At 65.1% G+C, this 16,926-nt stretch carries 15 protein-coding genes; 10 read left to right on the top strand and 5 right to left on the bottom strand.

The features are described 5' to 3' along the window. Positions 1-5: 5 nt before the first annotated feature. Entirely contained in the window at positions 6-497 is a 492-nt protein-coding gene (locus tag JOF48_RS04940) for an Lrp/AsnC family transcriptional regulator (protein ID WP_209677867.1), read from the bottom strand. Between the two features lie 113 nt (positions 498-610). On the opposite strand from JOF48_RS04940, the gene JOF48_RS04935 reads away from it, so the two are divergent. Continuing rightward, the gene (locus JOF48_RS04935) at positions 611-1,849 is read left to right on the top strand and encodes a trans-sulfuration enzyme family protein (RefSeq protein WP_209677864.1); all 1,239 of its coding nucleotides are present in this window, start codon (positions 611-613) and stop codon (positions 1,847-1,849) included. A gap of 42 nt (positions 1,850-1,891) precedes the next feature. On the opposite strand, the gene JOF48_RS04930 is transcribed toward JOF48_RS04935, so the two are convergent. After that, on the bottom strand, positions 1,892-2,941 hold the full coding sequence (locus JOF48_RS04930; RefSeq protein WP_209677861.1) for a glycoside hydrolase family 76 protein: 1,050 nt from the start codon (positions 2,939-2,941) through the stop codon (positions 1,892-1,894). A 173-nt stretch (positions 2,942-3,114) separates the two neighbouring features. On the opposite strand from JOF48_RS04930, the gene JOF48_RS04925 reads away from it, so the two are divergent. Next, the gene (locus JOF48_RS04925; RefSeq protein WP_209684163.1) at positions 3,115-3,894 is read left to right on the top strand and encodes an SDR family NAD(P)-dependent oxidoreductase; all 780 of its coding nucleotides are present in this window, start codon (positions 3,115-3,117) and stop codon (positions 3,892-3,894) included. Further along, the gene (locus JOF48_RS04920; RefSeq protein ID WP_209677858.1) at positions 3,891-5,090 is read left to right on the top strand and encodes an acyl-CoA dehydrogenase family protein; all 1,200 of its coding nucleotides are present in this window, start codon (positions 3,891-3,893) and stop codon (positions 5,088-5,090) included. The genes JOF48_RS04925 and JOF48_RS04920 overlap by 4 nt, the downstream gene beginning before the upstream one ends. A 347-nt stretch (positions 5,091-5,437) precedes the next feature. On the opposite strand, the gene JOF48_RS04915 is transcribed toward JOF48_RS04920, so the two are convergent. Continuing rightward, on the bottom strand, positions 5,438-6,244 hold the full coding sequence (locus tag JOF48_RS04915) for a DUF1684 domain-containing protein (protein ID WP_209677855.1): 807 nt from the start codon (positions 6,242-6,244) through the stop codon (positions 5,438-5,440). A 134-nt stretch (positions 6,245-6,378) separates the two neighbouring features. Between JOF48_RS04915 and JOF48_RS04910 the strand changes: the two genes are divergently transcribed. After that, positions 6,379-6,957: an SRPBCC domain-containing protein gene (locus JOF48_RS04910; RefSeq protein ID WP_209677853.1), complete on the top strand. Its 579-nt coding sequence runs from the start codon at positions 6,379-6,381 to the stop codon at positions 6,955-6,957. 192 nt (positions 6,958-7,149) lie between these two features. After that, on the top strand, positions 7,150-9,969 hold the full coding sequence (gene ppc / locus JOF48_RS04905) for a phosphoenolpyruvate carboxylase (RefSeq protein ID WP_209677850.1): 2,820 nt from the start codon (positions 7,150-7,152) through the stop codon (positions 9,967-9,969). Between the two features lie 185 nt (positions 9,970-10,154). Here ppc and JOF48_RS04900 read toward each other — a convergent pair whose 3' ends face one another. Continuing rightward, the gene (locus JOF48_RS04900; protein ID WP_209677848.1) at positions 10,155-10,952 is read right to left on the bottom strand and encodes a VOC family protein; all 798 of its coding nucleotides are present in this window, start codon (positions 10,950-10,952) and stop codon (positions 10,155-10,157) included. A gap of 101 nt (positions 10,953-11,053) precedes the next feature. Here JOF48_RS04900 and JOF48_RS04895 point away from each other — a divergent pair, with 101 nt between their 5' ends. After that, the gene (locus JOF48_RS04895) at positions 11,054-11,359 is read left to right on the top strand and encodes a hypothetical protein (RefSeq protein ID WP_209677846.1); all 306 of its coding nucleotides are present in this window, start codon (positions 11,054-11,056) and stop codon (positions 11,357-11,359) included. Between the two features lie 109 nt (positions 11,360-11,468). Here JOF48_RS04895 and JOF48_RS04890 read toward each other — a convergent pair whose 3' ends face one another. Beyond that, positions 11,469-12,392 (bottom strand): pseudouridine synthase, encoded by a 924-nt coding sequence (locus JOF48_RS04890; RefSeq protein WP_209684161.1) that lies wholly within the window; start codon positions 12,390-12,392, stop codon positions 11,469-11,471. A 152-nt stretch (positions 12,393-12,544) separates the two neighbouring features. On the opposite strand from JOF48_RS04890, the gene JOF48_RS04885 reads away from it, so the two are divergent. The 4 genes from JOF48_RS04885 to JOF48_RS04870 all read left to right on the top strand — a co-directional run bounded on the left by JOF48_RS04885 (position 12,545) and on the right by JOF48_RS04870 (position 16,921). Next, positions 12,545-13,132 carry an RNA polymerase sigma factor gene (locus JOF48_RS04885; RefSeq protein WP_342591159.1) on the top strand — a complete coding sequence of 196 codons (588 nt, stop codon included), beginning with the start codon at positions 12,545-12,547 and terminating at the stop codon, positions 13,130-13,132. Continuing rightward, positions 13,107-14,138, top strand: coding sequence for a CU044_5270 family protein (locus JOF48_RS04880; RefSeq protein ID WP_209677844.1), 1,032 nt, complete (start codon positions 13,107-13,109; stop codon positions 14,136-14,138). The genes JOF48_RS04885 and JOF48_RS04880 overlap by 26 nt, the downstream gene beginning before the upstream one ends. Before the next feature lie 139 nt (positions 14,139-14,277). Then, positions 14,278-14,919 (top strand): maleylpyruvate isomerase family mycothiol-dependent enzyme, encoded by a 642-nt coding sequence (locus JOF48_RS04875; protein WP_209677842.1) that lies wholly within the window; start codon positions 14,278-14,280, stop codon positions 14,917-14,919. A 331-nt stretch (positions 14,920-15,250) separates the two neighbouring features. Next, entirely contained in the window at positions 15,251-16,921 is a 1,671-nt protein-coding gene (locus tag JOF48_RS04870; protein ID WP_209677840.1) for an ABC transporter substrate-binding protein, read from the top strand. Positions 16,922-16,926 lie beyond the last annotated feature (5 nt).

The following is a 16,926-nucleotide window of genomic DNA, read 5'->3' as shown; positions in this document are numbered from 1 at the left end:
GTCTCCTAGTTGGCCAGGACGCCCACACCGTCGCGGGCCTCGAAGATCAGCTGGGTTTCGGTCTGGCGGACCACTCGGTTGACGGTGACGTGCTTGAGGACGAGGTCGCGCAGGGCCTCCGGGCTCTCCACCGCGACGTGGAGGTGGAAGTCGTCCTCGCCGGCCACATGGAATGCGTGGATGACACCGGGGACCTGGGTCAGCGCGGTGTAGAGGGCATTGACGTGTTCGGCGTTGTGGCTGCCGAGCCGGACCTTGATGACGGCCTGGATGGGGAAGCCCAGGGCGGCCAGGTTCAGTGTGATGCGGTTGCCGATGATGACGCCGGAGTTGCGCATGAGGCGCAGGCGGTTCGCGCAGGTGGACTCGGCCAGGCCCAGGTGCGATGCGACGGCCTTGTTGGTCAGGCCGCCGTCTGCGGTGAGGGCGCGGAGGATGGCCAGGTCGGTGTGGTCCAGCCCCGCCGGTGCGGCTGCCGCCCGTTGCTTTTTCTCCAAGGTGACACCCGTCTCATTGCCTTATGGTGGTGAAAAATGCTGATTGGGCCGATTCTATGGGCCTTTCGCCCAACTATCTAGCCATTCATTGCATTTTCGTTCATGGTTGGGGCATGACTGCTGAATTTATGAACCTCGAGTCCCAGGCCGTCCATGCGGGGCGGGACGACTTGACGGCACTGGGCGTCCACGCCCTGCCCCTTGACTTGTCCACCACGAACCCGCTGCCGGACATTGACCATGGCGGGGACTCCTACGAGTCCATGGCCACCGGCGGGCACCCGCTGCCCGGGGGCGGGAACGTATACGCGCGGTTGTGGAATCCCACGGTCGCCCGCTTTGAGGCCGGCCTCGCGGTGCTGGAAAAGGCGGAGGCCGCCGTGGCCTTCGCCTCGGGCATGGCTGCCGTGACGGCTGCGATCCTGGCCGGCAAGGGGTCGGCGCGGGCCGGTGCGGGCAACGGCGCCCTGCCCCACATCGTGGCCGTGCGCCCGCTCTACGGAGGCACCGACCACCTGCTGGACTCGGGACTGCTCGGGGTGGAAACCACGTTTTGCGACGAGGACGGGGTGGCCGCCGCCATCCGCGACACCACTGTGCTGGTCATCCTGGAAACACCGGCCAACCCCACCCTGGACCTGGTGGACATCCGCCACGTCGTTGCGCAATCCGACGGCGTCCCGGTCCTGGTAGACAACACCTTCGCCACACCGGTGCTGCAAAACCCCATCAGCCTCGGGGCAGCCATGTCGCTGCACAGCGCCACCAAGTACATTGGCGGCCACGGCGACGCCGTCGGCGGGATCATCGCCTGCAGCGAGGAGACGGCCGAGTCCCTGCGCCGCGTCCGCGCCATCACCGGCGCCATCCTCCACCCGCTAGGCGCATACCTCCTGCACCGCGGGCTGGCCACGCTGCCCGTGCGTGTCCGGGCCCAGCAGGAAGGCGCCCAACAAGTTGCAGCATGGCTGGCGAACCATCCGGCGGTGGAAAAGGTCCACTTCCCGGGCCTTGACGGCGACCCGAAGGGGCTGCTGCAGCACCAGATGTCCGGCCCCGGCGCCATGGTCTCCATCAGCCTGCACGGCGGTTTCGAGGCGGCCAAGGCGTTGACGTCCGGCGTCCGGCTATTCACGCACGCCGTGTCCCTGGGAGGCGTGGACTCGCTCATCCAGCACCCCGCCGCACTGACCCACCGCCCCGTCGCACCCGAGGCCAGGCCGTCCGCGAACCTTGTCCGGCTGTCCATCGGCCTGGAATCCCCGGCCGACCTGATGGCCGATCTCGACCAGGCCCTCGCTGCAGCGCACTCGGCGCGGACGGAACTGGCAGCTGGCGCTGCCACCCGCTGATCCGGCGGCGGGGCACCTGCCGCCGGCCGGGCGCCGTCGTGCCTAAAGTGAGGCGGCAGCCGAGAAGACCATCCAGCGCTGGACGGCGGCCGAGAGCTGTTGTGGCTGCTGGCCGAGGACCTGCCGGGCGGTGTCCTGGATGAGGCGCGACGCCGTGTCCCTGCTATGGGCGGGCAGCCTTGCGTCGTGCGCGGCAAGGGCGAGGTAGCGGCACAGGATGCCGGTGAACAGGCTGCCGTCGCCGCCCGGCTCCAGGCGGATGCCGTTGCCGGGGGTTGCCAGCTGCACCTCGACGGCATCGATCAGGGCGGCTGCCTGCGCAAGGTCCTGCGGGCGGCCCAATTCCAGCAGGGCGGCAAGGATGGGGCCCTGGTTGTACGTGTAGATGGTGTGTTCCGTGTTTCGGCCGTTGGGTGTGGCCGGGGTGGTGGCCGCCGGGTGGACGCCGTCGATGTACAGGCCAAGTTCGGGGCTGAACAGTTCCCGGCGCAGCCAGTCCGTGATGGCGGCGGCGGTGCCGGTGTCGCCGGTCCTGGCAAAGTGAAGTGCGGCCGGGCCGTTGACGGGGGTGTTCTTGAAGTCGCGCTTGCGGGACCAGTAGAGGCCGCCGCCCAGCACGTTGTCATGGGCGGCGTGGAGCTGGCGGGTCAGTGTCCCCGCGGCGAAGGCGGACAGGCGTGCAGGGCGGGCCGCCAGCCGCAGCGAGAGGTTGTTGAGCCGTCCGGCTGCGAGCGCCAGCCAGGCCATGTCGTCAAAGTAGAAGTTGGGGAAGCGGCCGAAATTGCGGATGAGGATGCCGCGAAGCAGTGCCCGGGCCCGTCGCAGTTCGCGGCGGGCGCCCGTCCTGTCTCCGCGTTCCAGGCCTTGGAATCCGGTGTCGATGATGGCGTCGAGATAGTGCGACTGCCACCAGTAATGCCATTCCGACCACGGCACGGGACGCTGCGTGGCGGGGCTGGCAATGGCGCCGATCCATGTGCCGGGCAGGCCCATGAGGCGGTGCCCGAACATTCTGTTGACCTCCGCGGCAGCATTCTCGGCGTGGGCTGCCCAGCCGGCGGGTGCTGCGGGATGGTGGGACTCGCCTGTCATAAGCCCAAGCGTACCGGCCGGGAAGCCGGCGCATGTGGGGCCGGATGCCTGTGTGCCGGCGCGGCGGGAGGGGGCCAACGGGGACCTTATTCAGTTAGTATGCATTAACGCAACATTTTCTTTTCGTCCCTGTTTTCGGCCGGGGCGGACCTCAACGAGGAGGAACCATGGAAATTTCGTCCAACGGAACCGTCGCACTCATCACCGGCGGTGCCTCGGGCCTTGGCGCAGCGACGGCGAGGCGCCTGCATGGTGCGGGAGCCGCCGTCGTGCTGGTTGACCTGCCGCATGCCGCGGAGGCCGGCAATGCCCTGGCCGCGGAGTTGGGGGAGCGGGCAGTGTTTGCGGCCGCCGACGTCACCGACGAAGGGCAGGTGCGCACCGCGATTGCCGCCGCCGCGGAGCTTGGAACGCTGCGGGTCGTGGTGAACTGTGCCGGCGTCGCCACCCCCGGCAAGGTGCTGGGACGCGAGGGCGTGCTGCCGCTGGAGCAGTTCAGCCGCGTCGTCCAGATCAACCTGGTGGGCACCTTCAACGTGCTGCGCCTGTGCGCCGAGGCGATGGCTGCCGCCGAACCCCTCGCCGGCGAGTTTGGCCCGGAGCGCGGGGTCATTGTGAACACGGCGTCGGTTGCGGCGTTTGACGGGCAGATCGGGCAGCCGGCGTATGCGGCGTCGAAGGGCGCCGTGGCGGCCATGACACTGCCGGTGGCGCGGGAGCTGGCGCGCTCGCAGATCCGGGTCATGACCATTGCGCCCGGCATCTTTGAGACGCCCATGCTGGCGGGGCTGCCGCAGGCCGCGCAGGATTCCCTCGGCCAGCAGGTCCCGCACCCTTCCCGCCTGGGCAAGCCCGCCGAGTATGCCGCGCTCGTGGAGCACATCGTTGCCAACGCCATGCTCAACGGGGAAACGATCAGGCTCGACGGCGCCATTCGGATGGCACCCAAGTGAGCCCCCTTGCCGCAGGGGCGGCGGAGCTGCCGGCCGCCGACTTCTACGACTTCGAGGCGCTGCTGAGTGCGGAGGAGGCTGCGAAGCTGGCCCAGCTGCGCGTCTTCCTGGCGGAGGAGGTGGCCCCGCATGCAGTGGGCTGGTGGAACGACGCCGAGTTCCCGGCCCACCTCCTGCCCAAGATCGCCGCCCTGGACCTTGCCGCCCCCGACCGCCGCAGCTACAGCCACCTCTTCACGGGGCTCGTGGTCGCGGAGATGACCCGGGCGGACACGTCCCTCGCCACGTTCTTCCTGGTCCACCACGACCTCTTCGTCCAGGCGCTCATCGACTTCGGCTCCCCGGACCAGCAGGCGCGGATGCTCGCCGACGCCGTGGCGCTGCGGACCACCGGCGCCTTCGCCCTGACCGAGCCGGACCACGGTTCCGACGTCGCTGGGGGCATGGCCGCCACCGCGCTGAAGGTGGAGGACGACGGCGGCACCCACTGGGTGCTCAACGGCGCCAAGCGCTGGATTGGCAACGGGACATTCTGCGAGCGGATGCTGCTCTGGGCCAGGGACGCCGAAACCGGGCAAGTTCGCGGCTTCTTCCTGGATGCAAACCTGCCCGGCGTTGAGCGGGTGAAGATTGAGAACAAGATTGCGCTGCGGACGGTGCAGAACGCGCACATTACGCTGACGGACGTGCGGGTGCCGGAAGCCGACCGGATTGCATCGGTGGATTCCTTTGAGGACACGAACCGACTGCTGCGCGGATCTCGCATCTCCGTGGCGTGGCAGGCTGTGGGCCAGCAACTGGCCGCCTTTGACATTGCCCGTGCCTATGCGGTGGAACGCCAACAGTTCGGCCGGCCCATCGCATCGTTCCAGATGGTCCAGTCGCAGCTCGTGGAGATGCTCGGCAACGCCACCGCATCACTGGCCATGATGGTGCGGATCGCCGGGCTGCAGGATGCCTCCCCGGACGGCCCGGCGATGGGGCAGGTTGCCCTTGCCAAGGCACACACCACGGCGGCCATGCGCAGGACCGTGGCGCTGGGCCGCTCCATCCTGGGCGGCAACGGCATTGTCTCTGACTTTGGCATGGCGAAGGTGTTCGCCGACGCAGAGGCCATCTACACCTACGAGGGCTCGCACGAGATCAACACGCTCATTGCAGGCCGGGCGGTCACAGGCATCTCCGCGATCGTGTGAGATCTCCGGACGAATCCGGTGCAAGCGTGCTGTTCTGCGCAGGGTTAGGTGCCGGCGTGGCGCAGAACAGTGTTGTGCGCCAGGTGGGCGCGGGACGCTGCGCAGAACAGTGCACTTGTGCGCCGGTCTGCCATGTCCGACGGCGGCCAACCCGCCTCGGGTGGGCCGGGCGCCGTCGAGCTTCACTACTCCTGCGCACCGTGCTTCATGAACCGTGCGCAACTCCAGGAACTGCGCACCATGAGGACTTGACCGTGCGCAGGAGCAGTGGAACCCCGTGCAGGTGCGGCGCACGAGGAATGTCGCGCTGGACCTGGGGCGGGGATGGGTGCGGGGCCGGGCGGTCCCTACTTCCGCGGGTCGCGCTCGCCGGCCTCGATGGCCACGGGCAGCGTGTTGCCGGGCACGGGCGCCGGGCAGGTGCCAAAATCTGTGAAGGCGCTGGGGTAGTTGATGGCCCTGTTGAAGTCGACCGCCACGGAGCCGTCGGGGCGCGGATTCGTCAGCTCCAGCATGCGCCAGTGCGAGGACGACACATCATTGCTGGCGTCGTGGAAGGTGATGACCAGCGAGCCGAGCGCACCTTCCTCGGCGGCCAGTGTGTACGGGATGCCGTCGAGTTCGAAGGACACCTCGCCCGCCAGCACGGCCACCCCGGGGACCTCGGGGCTTGCCGTGGCAATGGGTGTGGGCCGCGGTGCGTCAAACGGCGTGAAGGAACCGGTGACGACCATGGCTGGATCGTAGTCAAACGCGGGGACCCCGGAGAAGGACGCCAGGGTGGGTGACTGTGCGTCGCGGGTGCGGACCATGTAGCGGTTGGCGCGCATGCCCAGCTCCACCACCATGGAGCCGGACGCGACCCACATCAGCGACTCCTCGTCCGACAACTCAGCCGTGACGGTCCCCAGAACAGGCTGCCCGCTGGAGACCATCGAAAGGTCGTCCTCCGCAGCGGCGGTGAGGTACGCCGTCGTGCCGTCAAAGGACCAGAGACCAGGGACGCCGGGAAGTGCGGACGGGGCGGCGGGGAGCCAGTGGAACGAGGTGAGCGACAGCCAGCCGTGCGGTGCGGCCAGGGCGGCGTTGCGGCCCGTGCGGAAACAGTCCCAGCGCTGGGTCAGGCGGTCGAGTTCGGCGGTGCTGGTGCTCATGCTGCTCCTTTGAGGCGGGTGGTCCACTGCCTGCCACAACGGGCGGAGGCGCGAACGTATTCCGCCGCCAGCCGCGGGTCCGCCAACCGCGGCTGCGCGGTACGTCGGTGCCATGGTGATGAAACAATGGGCCCATGGCAACAAACGCAGCAAATTCACCAGGCGCAAACAATGCAGGCCTGAACAAGGACATGACCCGCTTCCCCCAGGGGGCCTTCACCGCCGTGGACAAGGAACGGACGGAGCTGGTCTTCACCCGCCGCTACGACGCCGCACCCGGGGACGTCTGGGCCATGTTCACCGATCCGGACAAGACGGAAATGTGGTGGGCCCGGACGCGGGGGATGGCCAAGACCGGCTCCTCCTTCGACCTGAAATGGCTCAACGTCAAGGACGAAGGCCACGGGATCGAGACCGACTGGTGGTACGGACGCGTCATAGAGGCCGACGCACCCCGGCTGCTGGAAATTTCCAACGCCATGCACGGGCGGATCCGGATCGAGCTGGAGCCCGACGGCGGCGGCACCGTGATGACGTTCCGCAACACCATTGAGGTGCCGGCTGAGGTGGTGGCCATGCAACTGGCGGGCTGGCACGTCCACCTGGACCACCTGCAGGAGGCGCTGCAGGGCAAAAGCGTTGACTGGCAGCACTGGTGGGACGATTTCCACCCCTGCTGGCAACAGGTCCACGCGCTGTACGCCGCCGGGTAGCGCCGGGCACCCGGGCGCGCCCCGCCGTCGGGCATGGATGGCAGCGCAGGCTGCAGCGTCGTCATCATGTGAGACAGATTCGCCGCCGATCGCCTGCGCAAAGTAGGATCCTAGAGGCCCTGTCTTGGGCCCAACCGTATTCAATGCCGCATACGAGCACCCCAGATTCACAGACCGTAAGGACGCTGACTCATGAGCTCAGACTTGCCCACAACACCCCAGGACGCCGCGCAGGATCCGCAGCAGGACACCGATTTGCGCCGTGATGTGCGCCGCGTCAGCACCCTGCTGGGTGAATCACTGGTCCGCCAGCACGGCCCCGAACTGCTGGCCATGGTGGAACAGGTCCGCCTGCTGACCAAGGAATCGAAGGAAGCCGCCCGCGGCGAAACCGGCACCGGCCCGTGGAGCGCCAACGACGTCGCAGAGCAGGTCCGCGAGGTCCTCGCCTCCCTGCCGCTTGAGCAGGCAACCGACCTGGTGCGCGCCTTTGCGTTCTACTTCCACCTGGCCAACGCCGCTGAGCAGGTGCACCGCGTGCGCAGCCTGCGCAGCCGCGCCGAAAAAGACGGCTGGCTGGCGAAGGCTGTGTCTGAGATTGCCGAACAGGCCGGCACCGAGGCGCTGCAAAAGGTGGTCAACGAACTCGACGTCCGCCCCATTTTCACCGCCCACCCCACCGAGGCATCGCGCCGGTCCGTGCTGGACAAGATCCGAAAGCTCTCCGACATCCTGGCCACACCGTCCGACGAGGGCACCACCACCCGCGCCCGGCAGGACCGCGCCCTGGCGGAAATCATCGACCAGATGTGGCAGACGGACGAGCTGCGCAAGGTCAGCCCCACCCCCATGGATGAGGCCCGCAACGCCATCTATTACCTGCGCAACATCCTCACCGACGCCATGCCTGAGGTCCTGACCGAGCTCAGCGACCTTCTCGGCGAGCACGGCGTCACCCTGCCGGCCGACGCCGCACCGCTGCGCTTCGGCTCCTGGATCGGCGGGGACCGCGACGGCAACCCGAACGTCACCTCCGACGTCACGCGCGAGGTCCTGATCCTGCAGAACCAGAACGCCGTCAAGATCTCCCTGGCCCTGATTGACGAGCTGCTCAGCATCCTCTCCAACTCGATTGCGCTGTACGGCGCGGACGAGGCGCTGACTGACTCCATCGTGGCGGACCTGCTCAACCTGCCGCACATCGACCCCCGCGTCCTTGAGCTCAATGCCGACGAGCCCTACCGCCTGAAGCTGACCTGCATCAAGGCCAAGCTCATCAACACGCAAAAGCGCGTGGCTGCGGATGCCTACCACGAGCCCGGCCGCGACTACAGCACCACCGCCGAACTGCTGGCGGACCTGGGCCTGCTCGAAAACTCCCTGCGCAACAACTCGGCCGCACTGGTGGCCGACGGCGCGCTCGCCTCGGTGCGCCGGGCCATTTCCTCTTTCGGCCTGCACCTGGCCACGCTGGACATCCGCGAGCACGCCGACCACCACCACGACGCCGTCGGCCAGTTGGTGGACCGTGTGGGCGAACTGGGCAAGCCGTACGCGGAGCTGGACCGCGCCGAGCGCATGGCCGTCTTGAGCACCGAGCTGGCCAGCCACCGTCCGCTCTCCGGCCACCCCATCAAGCTCGACGGCGCAGCGAACGGCACCTACGACGTCTTCCGTGTGGTGCGCCGCGCCCTGCGCACCTACGGTCCGGACGTGGTGGAAACCTACATCATCTCCATGACGCGCGGCGCCGACGACGTCCTGGCCCCCGCCGTGCTGGCCCGAGAGGCCGGCCTCGTCCAGCTCACGGGCGAAAACCGCTACGCCAAGATCGGCTTCGCCCCGCTGCTGGAAACCGTTGACGAGCTGCGCGCCTCCGCCGAGATCGTGGACCAGCTGCTCTCCGACCCGGCCTACCGCGAACTGGTGCGCCTGCGCGGCAACGTGCAGGAAATCATGCTCGGCTACTCGGACTCCAACAAGGAATCCGGCGTGCTGACTTCGCAGTGGGAGATCCACAAGACCCAGCGCAAGCTGCGCGACGTCGCCGTCAAGCACGGTGTCAACGTGCGCATGTTCCACGGCCGCGGCGGCTCCGTGGGCCGCGGCGGCGGGCCCACCTACGACGCCATCATGGCCCAGCCGAACGGCGTCCTGGAAGGTGCCATCAAGTTCACCGAACAGGGCGAGGTCATCTCCGACAAGTACTCCCTGCCGGAACTGGCCCGCGAAAACCTTGAACTCTCACTCGCGGCCGTGATGCAGGGCTCAGCGCTGCACCAGGCGCCGCGCCACTCCGAGGACGACCTGGGCCGCTTCGGCGAGATCATGGAAGTCATGTCGGATGCCGCGTTCGGCAGCTACCGGACCCTGATCGACCACGAGGACCTGCCCGCCTACTTCCTGGCCTCCACGCCGGTGGAGCAGCTGGGGTCGCTGAACATCGGCTCACGCCCGTCCAAGCGCCCCGACTCCGGCGCCGGCCTGGGCGGCCTGCGCGCCATCCCGTGGGTGTTCGGCTGGACCCAGTCACGGCAGATCGTGCCCGGCTGGTTCGGTGTCGGCTCCGGCCTGAAGGCGGCCCGCGAGGCAGGCCGCGAGGCCGAACTGAAGGAGATGCTGGCCAACTGGCACTTCTTCTCCTCCACCATCTCCAACGTTGAAATGACCCTGGCCAAGACGGACATGGCCATTGCCGCACACTACGTGGCCACCCTGGTGCCCGCCGAACTGCAGCACCTGTTCGCCACGATCCGCGCCGAGTACGACCTCACCGTGGCTGAAATCCAGCTCCTCACCGGCGAAACGGAGCTGCTGGACAACCAGCCGCTGCTCAAGCGTTCCCTGAACGTCCGCGACCAGTACCTGGATCCCATCTCCTACCTGCAGGTGGAACTGCTGCGCCGCGTCCGCGAGGCAGACATCACTGCGAGCGAGGTCGACGAACGCCTGCAACGCGCCATGCTGATCACCATCAACGGTGTGGCCGCCGGCCTGCGCAACACGGGGTAATCCCCACTCCCTCCCGCCTCTCGCGAGCTCGGGGCGGGGCCCTCGGGAGCGTGGGCCCCTCCCAACAGCTCCCCGCGCACACCACACCTGCACCGTTGGAAAATGATCCCGATCCCGCTTTTGACGCCGCGATCCCGGTGTCAGAAAGCGGGATTGGGATCATTTTTGTGTGACGGCAGCGCCGATCAACCCTTGCGGCGCACCTCTGTCACGGAAAACAGGGCGCCCTGCGGATCCAGCAGGACCACCGTGGTGCCGGCTGGCGTTCTGAAGGCCGGAACCACGGTCCGCCCGCCGCGCTCCGCCGTCAGCTTTTCCACGGAATCGGCGTCCGGGACCCAGAAGTTGGGGCTCCACTGCGCCGGCCCGCGGCCGTGCACCATGGTGGCCACGACTTCCCGGGACACCGGCTGTTCCGGCAGGCCGCCCACGTAGCCGGGGAGCCGGAACATGGTGGCTGCGCCGTCGCCCTCACCGAACGTTTCGGTGGTCCAGCCGTGGGCGGCCGCATAGAAGTCTGCAGCACCGGCGGGATTCGGTGTGCGCAGTTGGCTCATGGCCCAGGCGCCGGGTTCGTTGACCAGGCGTGCGCCGGCTCGGGTGCCGCGGTCCCACAGTCCGTGCACGGCGCCCAGCGGATCGGCAACCACGGCGGACCGACCGGCCGGGGCGGCGTCCAAGGGGCCCATGACAACGGAGCCGCCGGCCTCCACGGCGGAGGCAACGGCGTCGTCCACGTTCGCAACCGCAATTGATGTGAGCCACGACGTCGGTACATCCGGGGAAGGCTGCGAGCCAATGCCGGCCACGTCCAGGCCCCGCAGCCGCGCCACATAGTATCGGCCGCCGTCGCCCAACGGTCCGGGCCCAACTGATTCCCAGCCAAACACGTCACAGTAGAACTTCACGGCCGCATCCACGTCTGGCTGGAACGTCTCCACCCAGCACGGGACCCCGGCCGGGTATTGGTTTCTTTCGCTCATGGCTGCTCCTCAACGCTGTTTTGCCGCCGTCTCGAGCCTACGACTGCTTGATCCGCCCCGCCAGTGGAAAGGATGGCGCCCGCACGCAATAGGCTGGAACAATGCCTTCCTTCCGTGCCACCATCCAGATCACCGGCCTGCGTCCCGGCCACGCCCCCGAAGAGGTCATGGACATGGCCGTCGCCGCCGTCGGCGCCGCCCATGTGGTCGAGGCCAACCAGCTCGACATTGTGGCCGGGACTCCCCGGATCACCGTCCGTTTCATGGTGGAGGCCAGCGAGTACGACGCCGAGAACCAGCTTGCGCGCAACGCTGCGGTTTCGCTGGCCCATGGTGTGAACACCGTGGCCACCACGGGTGCGCTGCGCACCTTCCGCCGCTCCGCCGGGAAGTGGCTCACCCTCTAGTCCCGCGCCTGCGACGCCGCATCACATAGGGGTGTGTTTTCCCCAACGCCACATCACATAGGGGTGTGTTTTCACCAACGCCGCATCACATAGGGGCAAGACCCGAGGGCTAGTTGTGGTCCGGAAACGCCGCGAGCTCCAGTTGCGAGAAGTACTTCACGGGCTCGCGCGTCAACGGGTCCTGGAAGGAAATGCTGTGTGCCAAGAGCTGCAGTGGCTTCGTGTAGTCGTCCGGCGCCTGCTCGTGGAGCACCGGGTAGAACAGGTCATTGAGGATCCCAATTCCCTGCGACGCCAGATGGACCCGCAACTGGTGGGTCTTGCCCGTGTGGGGCTGGAGGTCGTAGAGCCCCAGCGTGGCGCCGGAGGCAGAAACCCGGGTGTCCATCAGCTCGATCCGGGTTTCCGCATTGGGCTCGCCCGCAATTTCCTGCGCCAGCAGGTAGGTGCGCGACTTGATCATGCGGCTGCGCACCACCAGTGGAAACTCCAGCTCGTCACGGACGGGGGCCACGGCCCGGTACGTCTTTTCGATCCGGCGCTTCTCAAACAGCATCTGGTATTTGCCGCGGGTCTCCGGGTTCGCGGAGAACAGCAGCACGCCTGCCGTCATGCGGTCCAGGCGGTGGATCGGCACCAGGTCCGGCAGGTCCAGCAGCACGCGCAGGCGCACCAGCGCCGACTCCTGCACATACATGCCGCCCGGCGTCGTCGGCAAAAAGTGCGGCTTGTCCACCACCACCAGATGCTCATCCTGGTGCAACACAGACAACTCCACCGGCAGGCGCTTTTCCACCGGCAGTTCGCGGTAGTACCAAATGAACAGGTGCTCGCTCAGGGGTGTGGTTGGAGTGACGATTTCCCCGCCCAGCGCCTTGACCTCGCCGCGTTCAAAACGGTCCACAATGCCCACCGGGTCAACGTGGTTGAACTTGTCCAGCACGTATTCCATGGCAGTAGCCCAGGGGCCTTCTTCGGGCATTCTCATGCGGGTGGCATTGACGCCATTGCGCACGGGAAGAGGAGATTTCATCACCTTTCAAGGGTACCGAGGCTTCCGGTCAGCCCGGACCACAGCGCTTGCTAGGGTGAAAAGGATCATTGGAGGACCCGCTGGCGGACAGCAACAACAAGCACGACGGCGGCACCCGTGAACTCTTTTCGACCCACCGTGCAATACATGGCGTGACTACAGACAGTGAATTGATCCGCAGATCCGGTGAGAGCCCCCACGCCTTCACCGCGCTCTACGACAAATACGCCCGCATGATCTATCGCTATGCAGGCCGCCGGGCAGGCGAATCTGCCGCGGAAGATGTCATGGCAGAGACGTTCCTCATCGCCTTTGAGCGGCGGGAATCCTTCGACCATGCCTGGGAGGACGCCCGGCCCTGGCTCTTTGGCATCGCCACCAACCTGCTGCGCAAGCACCATCGGACCGAGGCGAAAATGCTGAAAATCATGGCCAAGTCATCCGGTCGTGACGCCTATGCGGACAGCACGGAGCGGATCGCCGAGCAGCTTGATGCGGCGGCGGCCACCTCGGCCCTGGCGGCAGCGCTGCGGAAACTATCCGCGGCGGACCGGGAGTGCATCCTGCTCTACGCCTGGGCGGACCTGAACTATGAAGGCATCGCCGAGGCAACCAACGTCCCTGTCGGCACTGTGAGGTCACGACTCAACCGGGCCCGGCGCAAACTCAAAGAGGCTGCCGGAGCTTTTCTGAACAACACTGAGGAGGCAGATCATGGACGAGCTCCAGCTACTGCGTGACATGCGCAAAGATACCCCCATCGTGAAGGACGCCGTGTTCGACGGCGGTCGGCAGCAATTGCTGCAGCGGATTGATCCGCGCGCCAAGGGTAAGGTACGACGCCGGACCAAGGCTCTGCGGATCTCGTTGGCTTCTGTTGCCACGCTGGGTTTGGCAACAGCGCTGGTGGCTACCAATGTGGTGGGGCTCGCCGGCTGGCGCGGAGCCTCCACTGCTGAGGCCGCTGAGGTACTCAACCAGGCCGCCGAGATGGCCATCAAGACCAGCGATCCCGTCGTGGGGCCCGGCCAGTACCTGAAGATTGACAGCACCAACCTTTGGCTGACGCGTTCCAGTGCGCACTATCCACCAGACGGCGTTGGTGCTCATGGTGAGGTGGATTGGCTGGACACGGAAAAGATGTCCATGTATGTTCCTGCCGACCGTGACCAAGAGTGGGTCTGGGAACGATCAGGACGAATCCCCACCACGTTCTTCAGCGAGGAAGCCAAGGAAGTCGCGATGAGTCAAAAGGAAGAAATGGGGGACACCTCCGAACTTCTCCGAGGCAACCGGGGGGCGTTTTATGACTCAGTAAGCTCTTTTCCAGACGAAAAAGAACTAGCCGCCTACTCCCGGGACCCGCGCATGCTGCTGAACAGCATCTACCTGAAAACCGCGGGGAAGGGCCAGTCGGTGGACGGGGAGGCCCTCGTCTTCATTGCAGATTTTCTGCGAACGGGACTTGTTCCGGCTGACCTGCGAGCCGCACTCTACAAGGCCGCTGCAATGATTCCGGGTGTAACTGTCACGGAGAGTCAAGCCACCCTAGACGGTCAAACCGGCGTCGCCATCGGCAGGGTGGAAGACGTTTCCCAATTTCGCCAGGACATCATCATTGATCCGGCCACGGGGCAGTTGATCGGGGAACGGGAAGTGGCCCTGACCGATCGGGGATCCATCCCGGCAGGAACCACCATTGGCTGGACCACCATCCGCACTTCGGTGGTGGATTCAGCGCCGTAAACCTCCTTCCGTGGGGGATGAACACAAGACTTGCTGGTGCGGTTGACTCAACGAACGGGGCCAACCGCACCAGCAGACTGCTTTAAGGACAGCCCCATAGGATTAGAGCCACGTAAACGGAAATAGGGGAAGTAACCACATGGCGAAGAACCAACACAACAATTTGTGGGCCCTGGTGCATGCTGAACGTGCGGCGCTCGCAGATGACCTAGCAAGCTTGTCATCGGAGCAATGGCAGCATGAAACACTGTGTGGACAATGGAACGTGGAACAGGTTGTGGCTCACCTGACCGCCGCGGCAAGCATTGGCCAGTGGCGTTGGATCCGCAGCATGGCGGGCGCCCGATTCCGCCCTGACATGCACAACCTGCGCCGCCTCAACGAACACAAGGGGACCACGCCGAGCCAAACTCTGGAAAACTTTCGGCGAGTTGTGAGCAGCACTGTTGCTCCGACGTCGGACATTCCGGCGTATCTCGGCGAGGTTGTGGTCCATGCCCAGGACATCCGCCAGCCGCTGGGGCTCAGCACGGAGCCTACCGTTGAAGCACTGACCCCAGTTGCTGAATTCTTCGCCAGTCGCAATTTTGCCGTACCCAGCAAGAACAACGTTGCCGGGTTGCGCCTGAAAGCCATTGACGGCCCTTTCATATACGGAGACGGCCCGCTCGTCACCGGCCCAACTCTGAACTTGGTCATGGCGATGGCCGGCCGCGCCGCCTACCTCGACGACCTCCGGGGACCCGGTGTGGAGCTGCTGGGCACGCGTCTGGAGCCGTAAGGCAGGACTTTGAGCGCCGCAGTCTTTGACTGTCGGGGCAACTTGGCAACGCAGCACCAGTGGATGGACTACGTCCAAGGGGTCTGTGGCAACCACTCAATAAACGACGGTGGAACCAGTACCGACGCGTCATGGTAAATCGCTTTGCATCCCCTGCGTGGTGGCGGGTGATATCTCGCTTCCGCCTTGCGGTGTCTTCTTGCGCCTGTGCATTCGTGAGAAGCCATTGACATAGAGTGTGACCTGAATTACTCTTCAAAAGTATCGGAAATATATCGAAACTATCGGACTAGATGCAGGATAGCTCAATCAATACTCGAGGAAGAGAAAAATGACACCTTTCACGTTCAAGACACCGCCCGTCAGTCGGCGCGCGTTCATCACGGGCATTGCCGCGACAGGATTGTTTGCGATGGTAGGTTGCAGCAGCAAACCTAAAGCCGAAGTTGATATCACGACCCAGAATTTCGGTGCGATGGAGAACTTTGCTGCGGACACGCAGTTCAAGAGCACCGAAGCACTGAACCTTGGTTTGCTCTGGACTGATTGGCCCGACACCCCGGTGAAGGATTCCTGGGAGATTTTCAAGGAAATCAAGTCGCGCACCAACGTCACCCTTGACCTGACACACATCCCCTTCAGCGACGCCAAGGAAAAGCGGAGTCTGCTCATCAGCGCCGGTGACGCCCCCTCCATCATTCCGCTCATTTACACAGGCGAAGAGGAAGCATTTGTGTCCTCCGGTGCTGTCCTGCCGCTGAGTGATTACTCGGACATGATGCCTAACTTCAAGAAGTATGCGACGGAATGGGATCTGGAGGCCATGGTTGAAAACCTGCGTCAGTCCGACGGCAAATACTACATGATGCCGGGCCTGCAGGAAGTATCAGTACCTGTGTTCTCTGTGGTGCTTCGTAAAGACGTGTTTGAGGAAGTTGGCGGAGGAATCCCCGATACTTGGGATGAATTGCGCACCGCAATGCTCAAGATCAAGGAGAAATACCCCGATTCGTACCCGCTGGCCGACGGCTTTGAGGGTCAGTCGCTGCTGAATTACGCGGCTCGTGCGTTCGGGACGCAGGCAGGCTGGGGCTTCGGCAACGGCATGATGTGGGACGAAAGCGCAGGTAAGTTCAAGTACGCTGCAACTTCTGACGAATACAAAGAGATGGTCACCTACTTCCACGGACTGGTGGAAGACGGCTTGCTTGATGTTGAGTCCATGACGGCGGCCGACGCGGGCGGCGGAAACGCGACAGTTTCCGAGAAGTTCGCCAATAGTAAGATCTTCGCCGCGTCCGGTTCCACTAATACCGCGATTGAGTACTCGATCGCGCTCGATAAGACCTTGGGTGCCGGTGCCTACAAGGTAGGCCTCGTTCCGCCTCCGAGTGGCCCTGCAGGCAACATAGTGGAGCCTCGTAACTTCTGGCATGGTTTCATGATCAGTTCCAAGGCGAAAGACGAGCCGAACTTCCTGGCCCTCCTGCAGTTCCTTGACTGGTTCTACTACAACCCGGAGGCGCGTGAATTGTTGCGCTGGGGAGTTGAGGGCAAGCACTACACCAAGGACGCAGCCGGAACAATCACGCTGAACAAAGAGTTCTCCCTTGACGCTCGCAACCTGAACCCGGACGGGAAGACCGACCTTGAAGTTGATCTCGGCTTTGCGACCTTCCCCTCGGAATCGACGGAGAGTCGAAAGCTGAAGGAGTCATACAGCACACCAGAAGACGTTGAATATATCGATGCCGTTCTTTCAACCAGAACGCCACTTGCCCCTACCCCGCCGGCTCCATTGGAAGAAGGTGAACTCGAGCAGGCATCATTGACGGCTACTCCGCTGAAGGACACTGTCGACACCAACACTTTGAAGTTCATCCTCGGACAACGTGACCTCAGCGAATGGGGCGCGTTCGTCAAGGAGCTCGAAGGTCAAGGGCTTGCCGGATATGTTGACCTGATGAACAACGCCCGCGAGCGTTTTGCGGCCAAAGCGTAGTCCGT

Origin of the sequence: Arthrobacter stackebrandtii, assembly GCF_017876675.1 — a bacterium.
GTDB lineage: Bacteria > Actinomycetota > Actinomycetes > Actinomycetales > Micrococcaceae > Specibacter > Specibacter stackebrandtii.
The sequence above is the reverse complement of the archived record's forward strand: the minus strand, read 5'-3'. Positions and strand labels throughout refer to the sequence as shown.

What these genes read in the sequence shown, in the direction of transcription:
- JOF48_RS04935 (WP_209677864.1), top strand. Translation starts at nt 611, where the DNA reads ATGACTGCTGAATTTATGAACCTCGAGTCCCAGGCCGTCCATGCGGGG.
- JOF48_RS04930 (WP_209677861.1), bottom strand. Translation starts at nt 2,941, where the DNA reads ATGACAGGCGAGTCCCACCATCCCGCAGCACCCGCCGGCTGGGCAGCC.
- JOF48_RS04915 (WP_209677855.1), bottom strand. Translation starts at nt 6,244, where the DNA reads ATGAGCACCAGCACCGCCGAACTCGACCGCCTGACCCAGCGCTGGGAC.
- JOF48_RS04910 (WP_209677853.1), top strand. Translation starts at nt 6,379, where the DNA reads ATGGCAACAAACGCAGCAAATTCACCAGGCGCAAACAATGCAGGCCTG.
- ppc (WP_209677850.1), top strand. Translation starts at nt 7,150, where the DNA reads ATGAGCTCAGACTTGCCCACAACACCCCAGGACGCCGCGCAGGATCCG.
- JOF48_RS04900 (WP_209677848.1), bottom strand. Translation starts at nt 10,952, where the DNA reads ATGAGCGAAAGAAACCAATACCCGGCCGGGGTCCCGTGCTGGGTGGAG.
- JOF48_RS04895 (WP_209677846.1), top strand. Translation starts at nt 11,054, where the DNA reads ATGCCTTCCTTCCGTGCCACCATCCAGATCACCGGCCTGCGTCCCGGC.
- JOF48_RS04890 (WP_209684161.1), bottom strand. Translation starts at nt 12,392, where the DNA reads ATGAAATCTCCTCTTCCCGTGCGCAATGGCGTCAATGCCACCCGCATG.
- JOF48_RS04880 (WP_209677844.1), top strand. Translation starts at nt 13,107, where the DNA reads ATGGACGAGCTCCAGCTACTGCGTGACATGCGCAAAGATACCCCCATC.
- JOF48_RS04875 (WP_209677842.1), top strand. Translation starts at nt 14,278, where the DNA reads ATGGCGAAGAACCAACACAACAATTTGTGGGCCCTGGTGCATGCTGAA.
- JOF48_RS04870 (WP_209677840.1), top strand. Translation starts at nt 15,251, where the DNA reads ATGACACCTTTCACGTTCAAGACACCGCCCGTCAGTCGGCGCGCGTTC.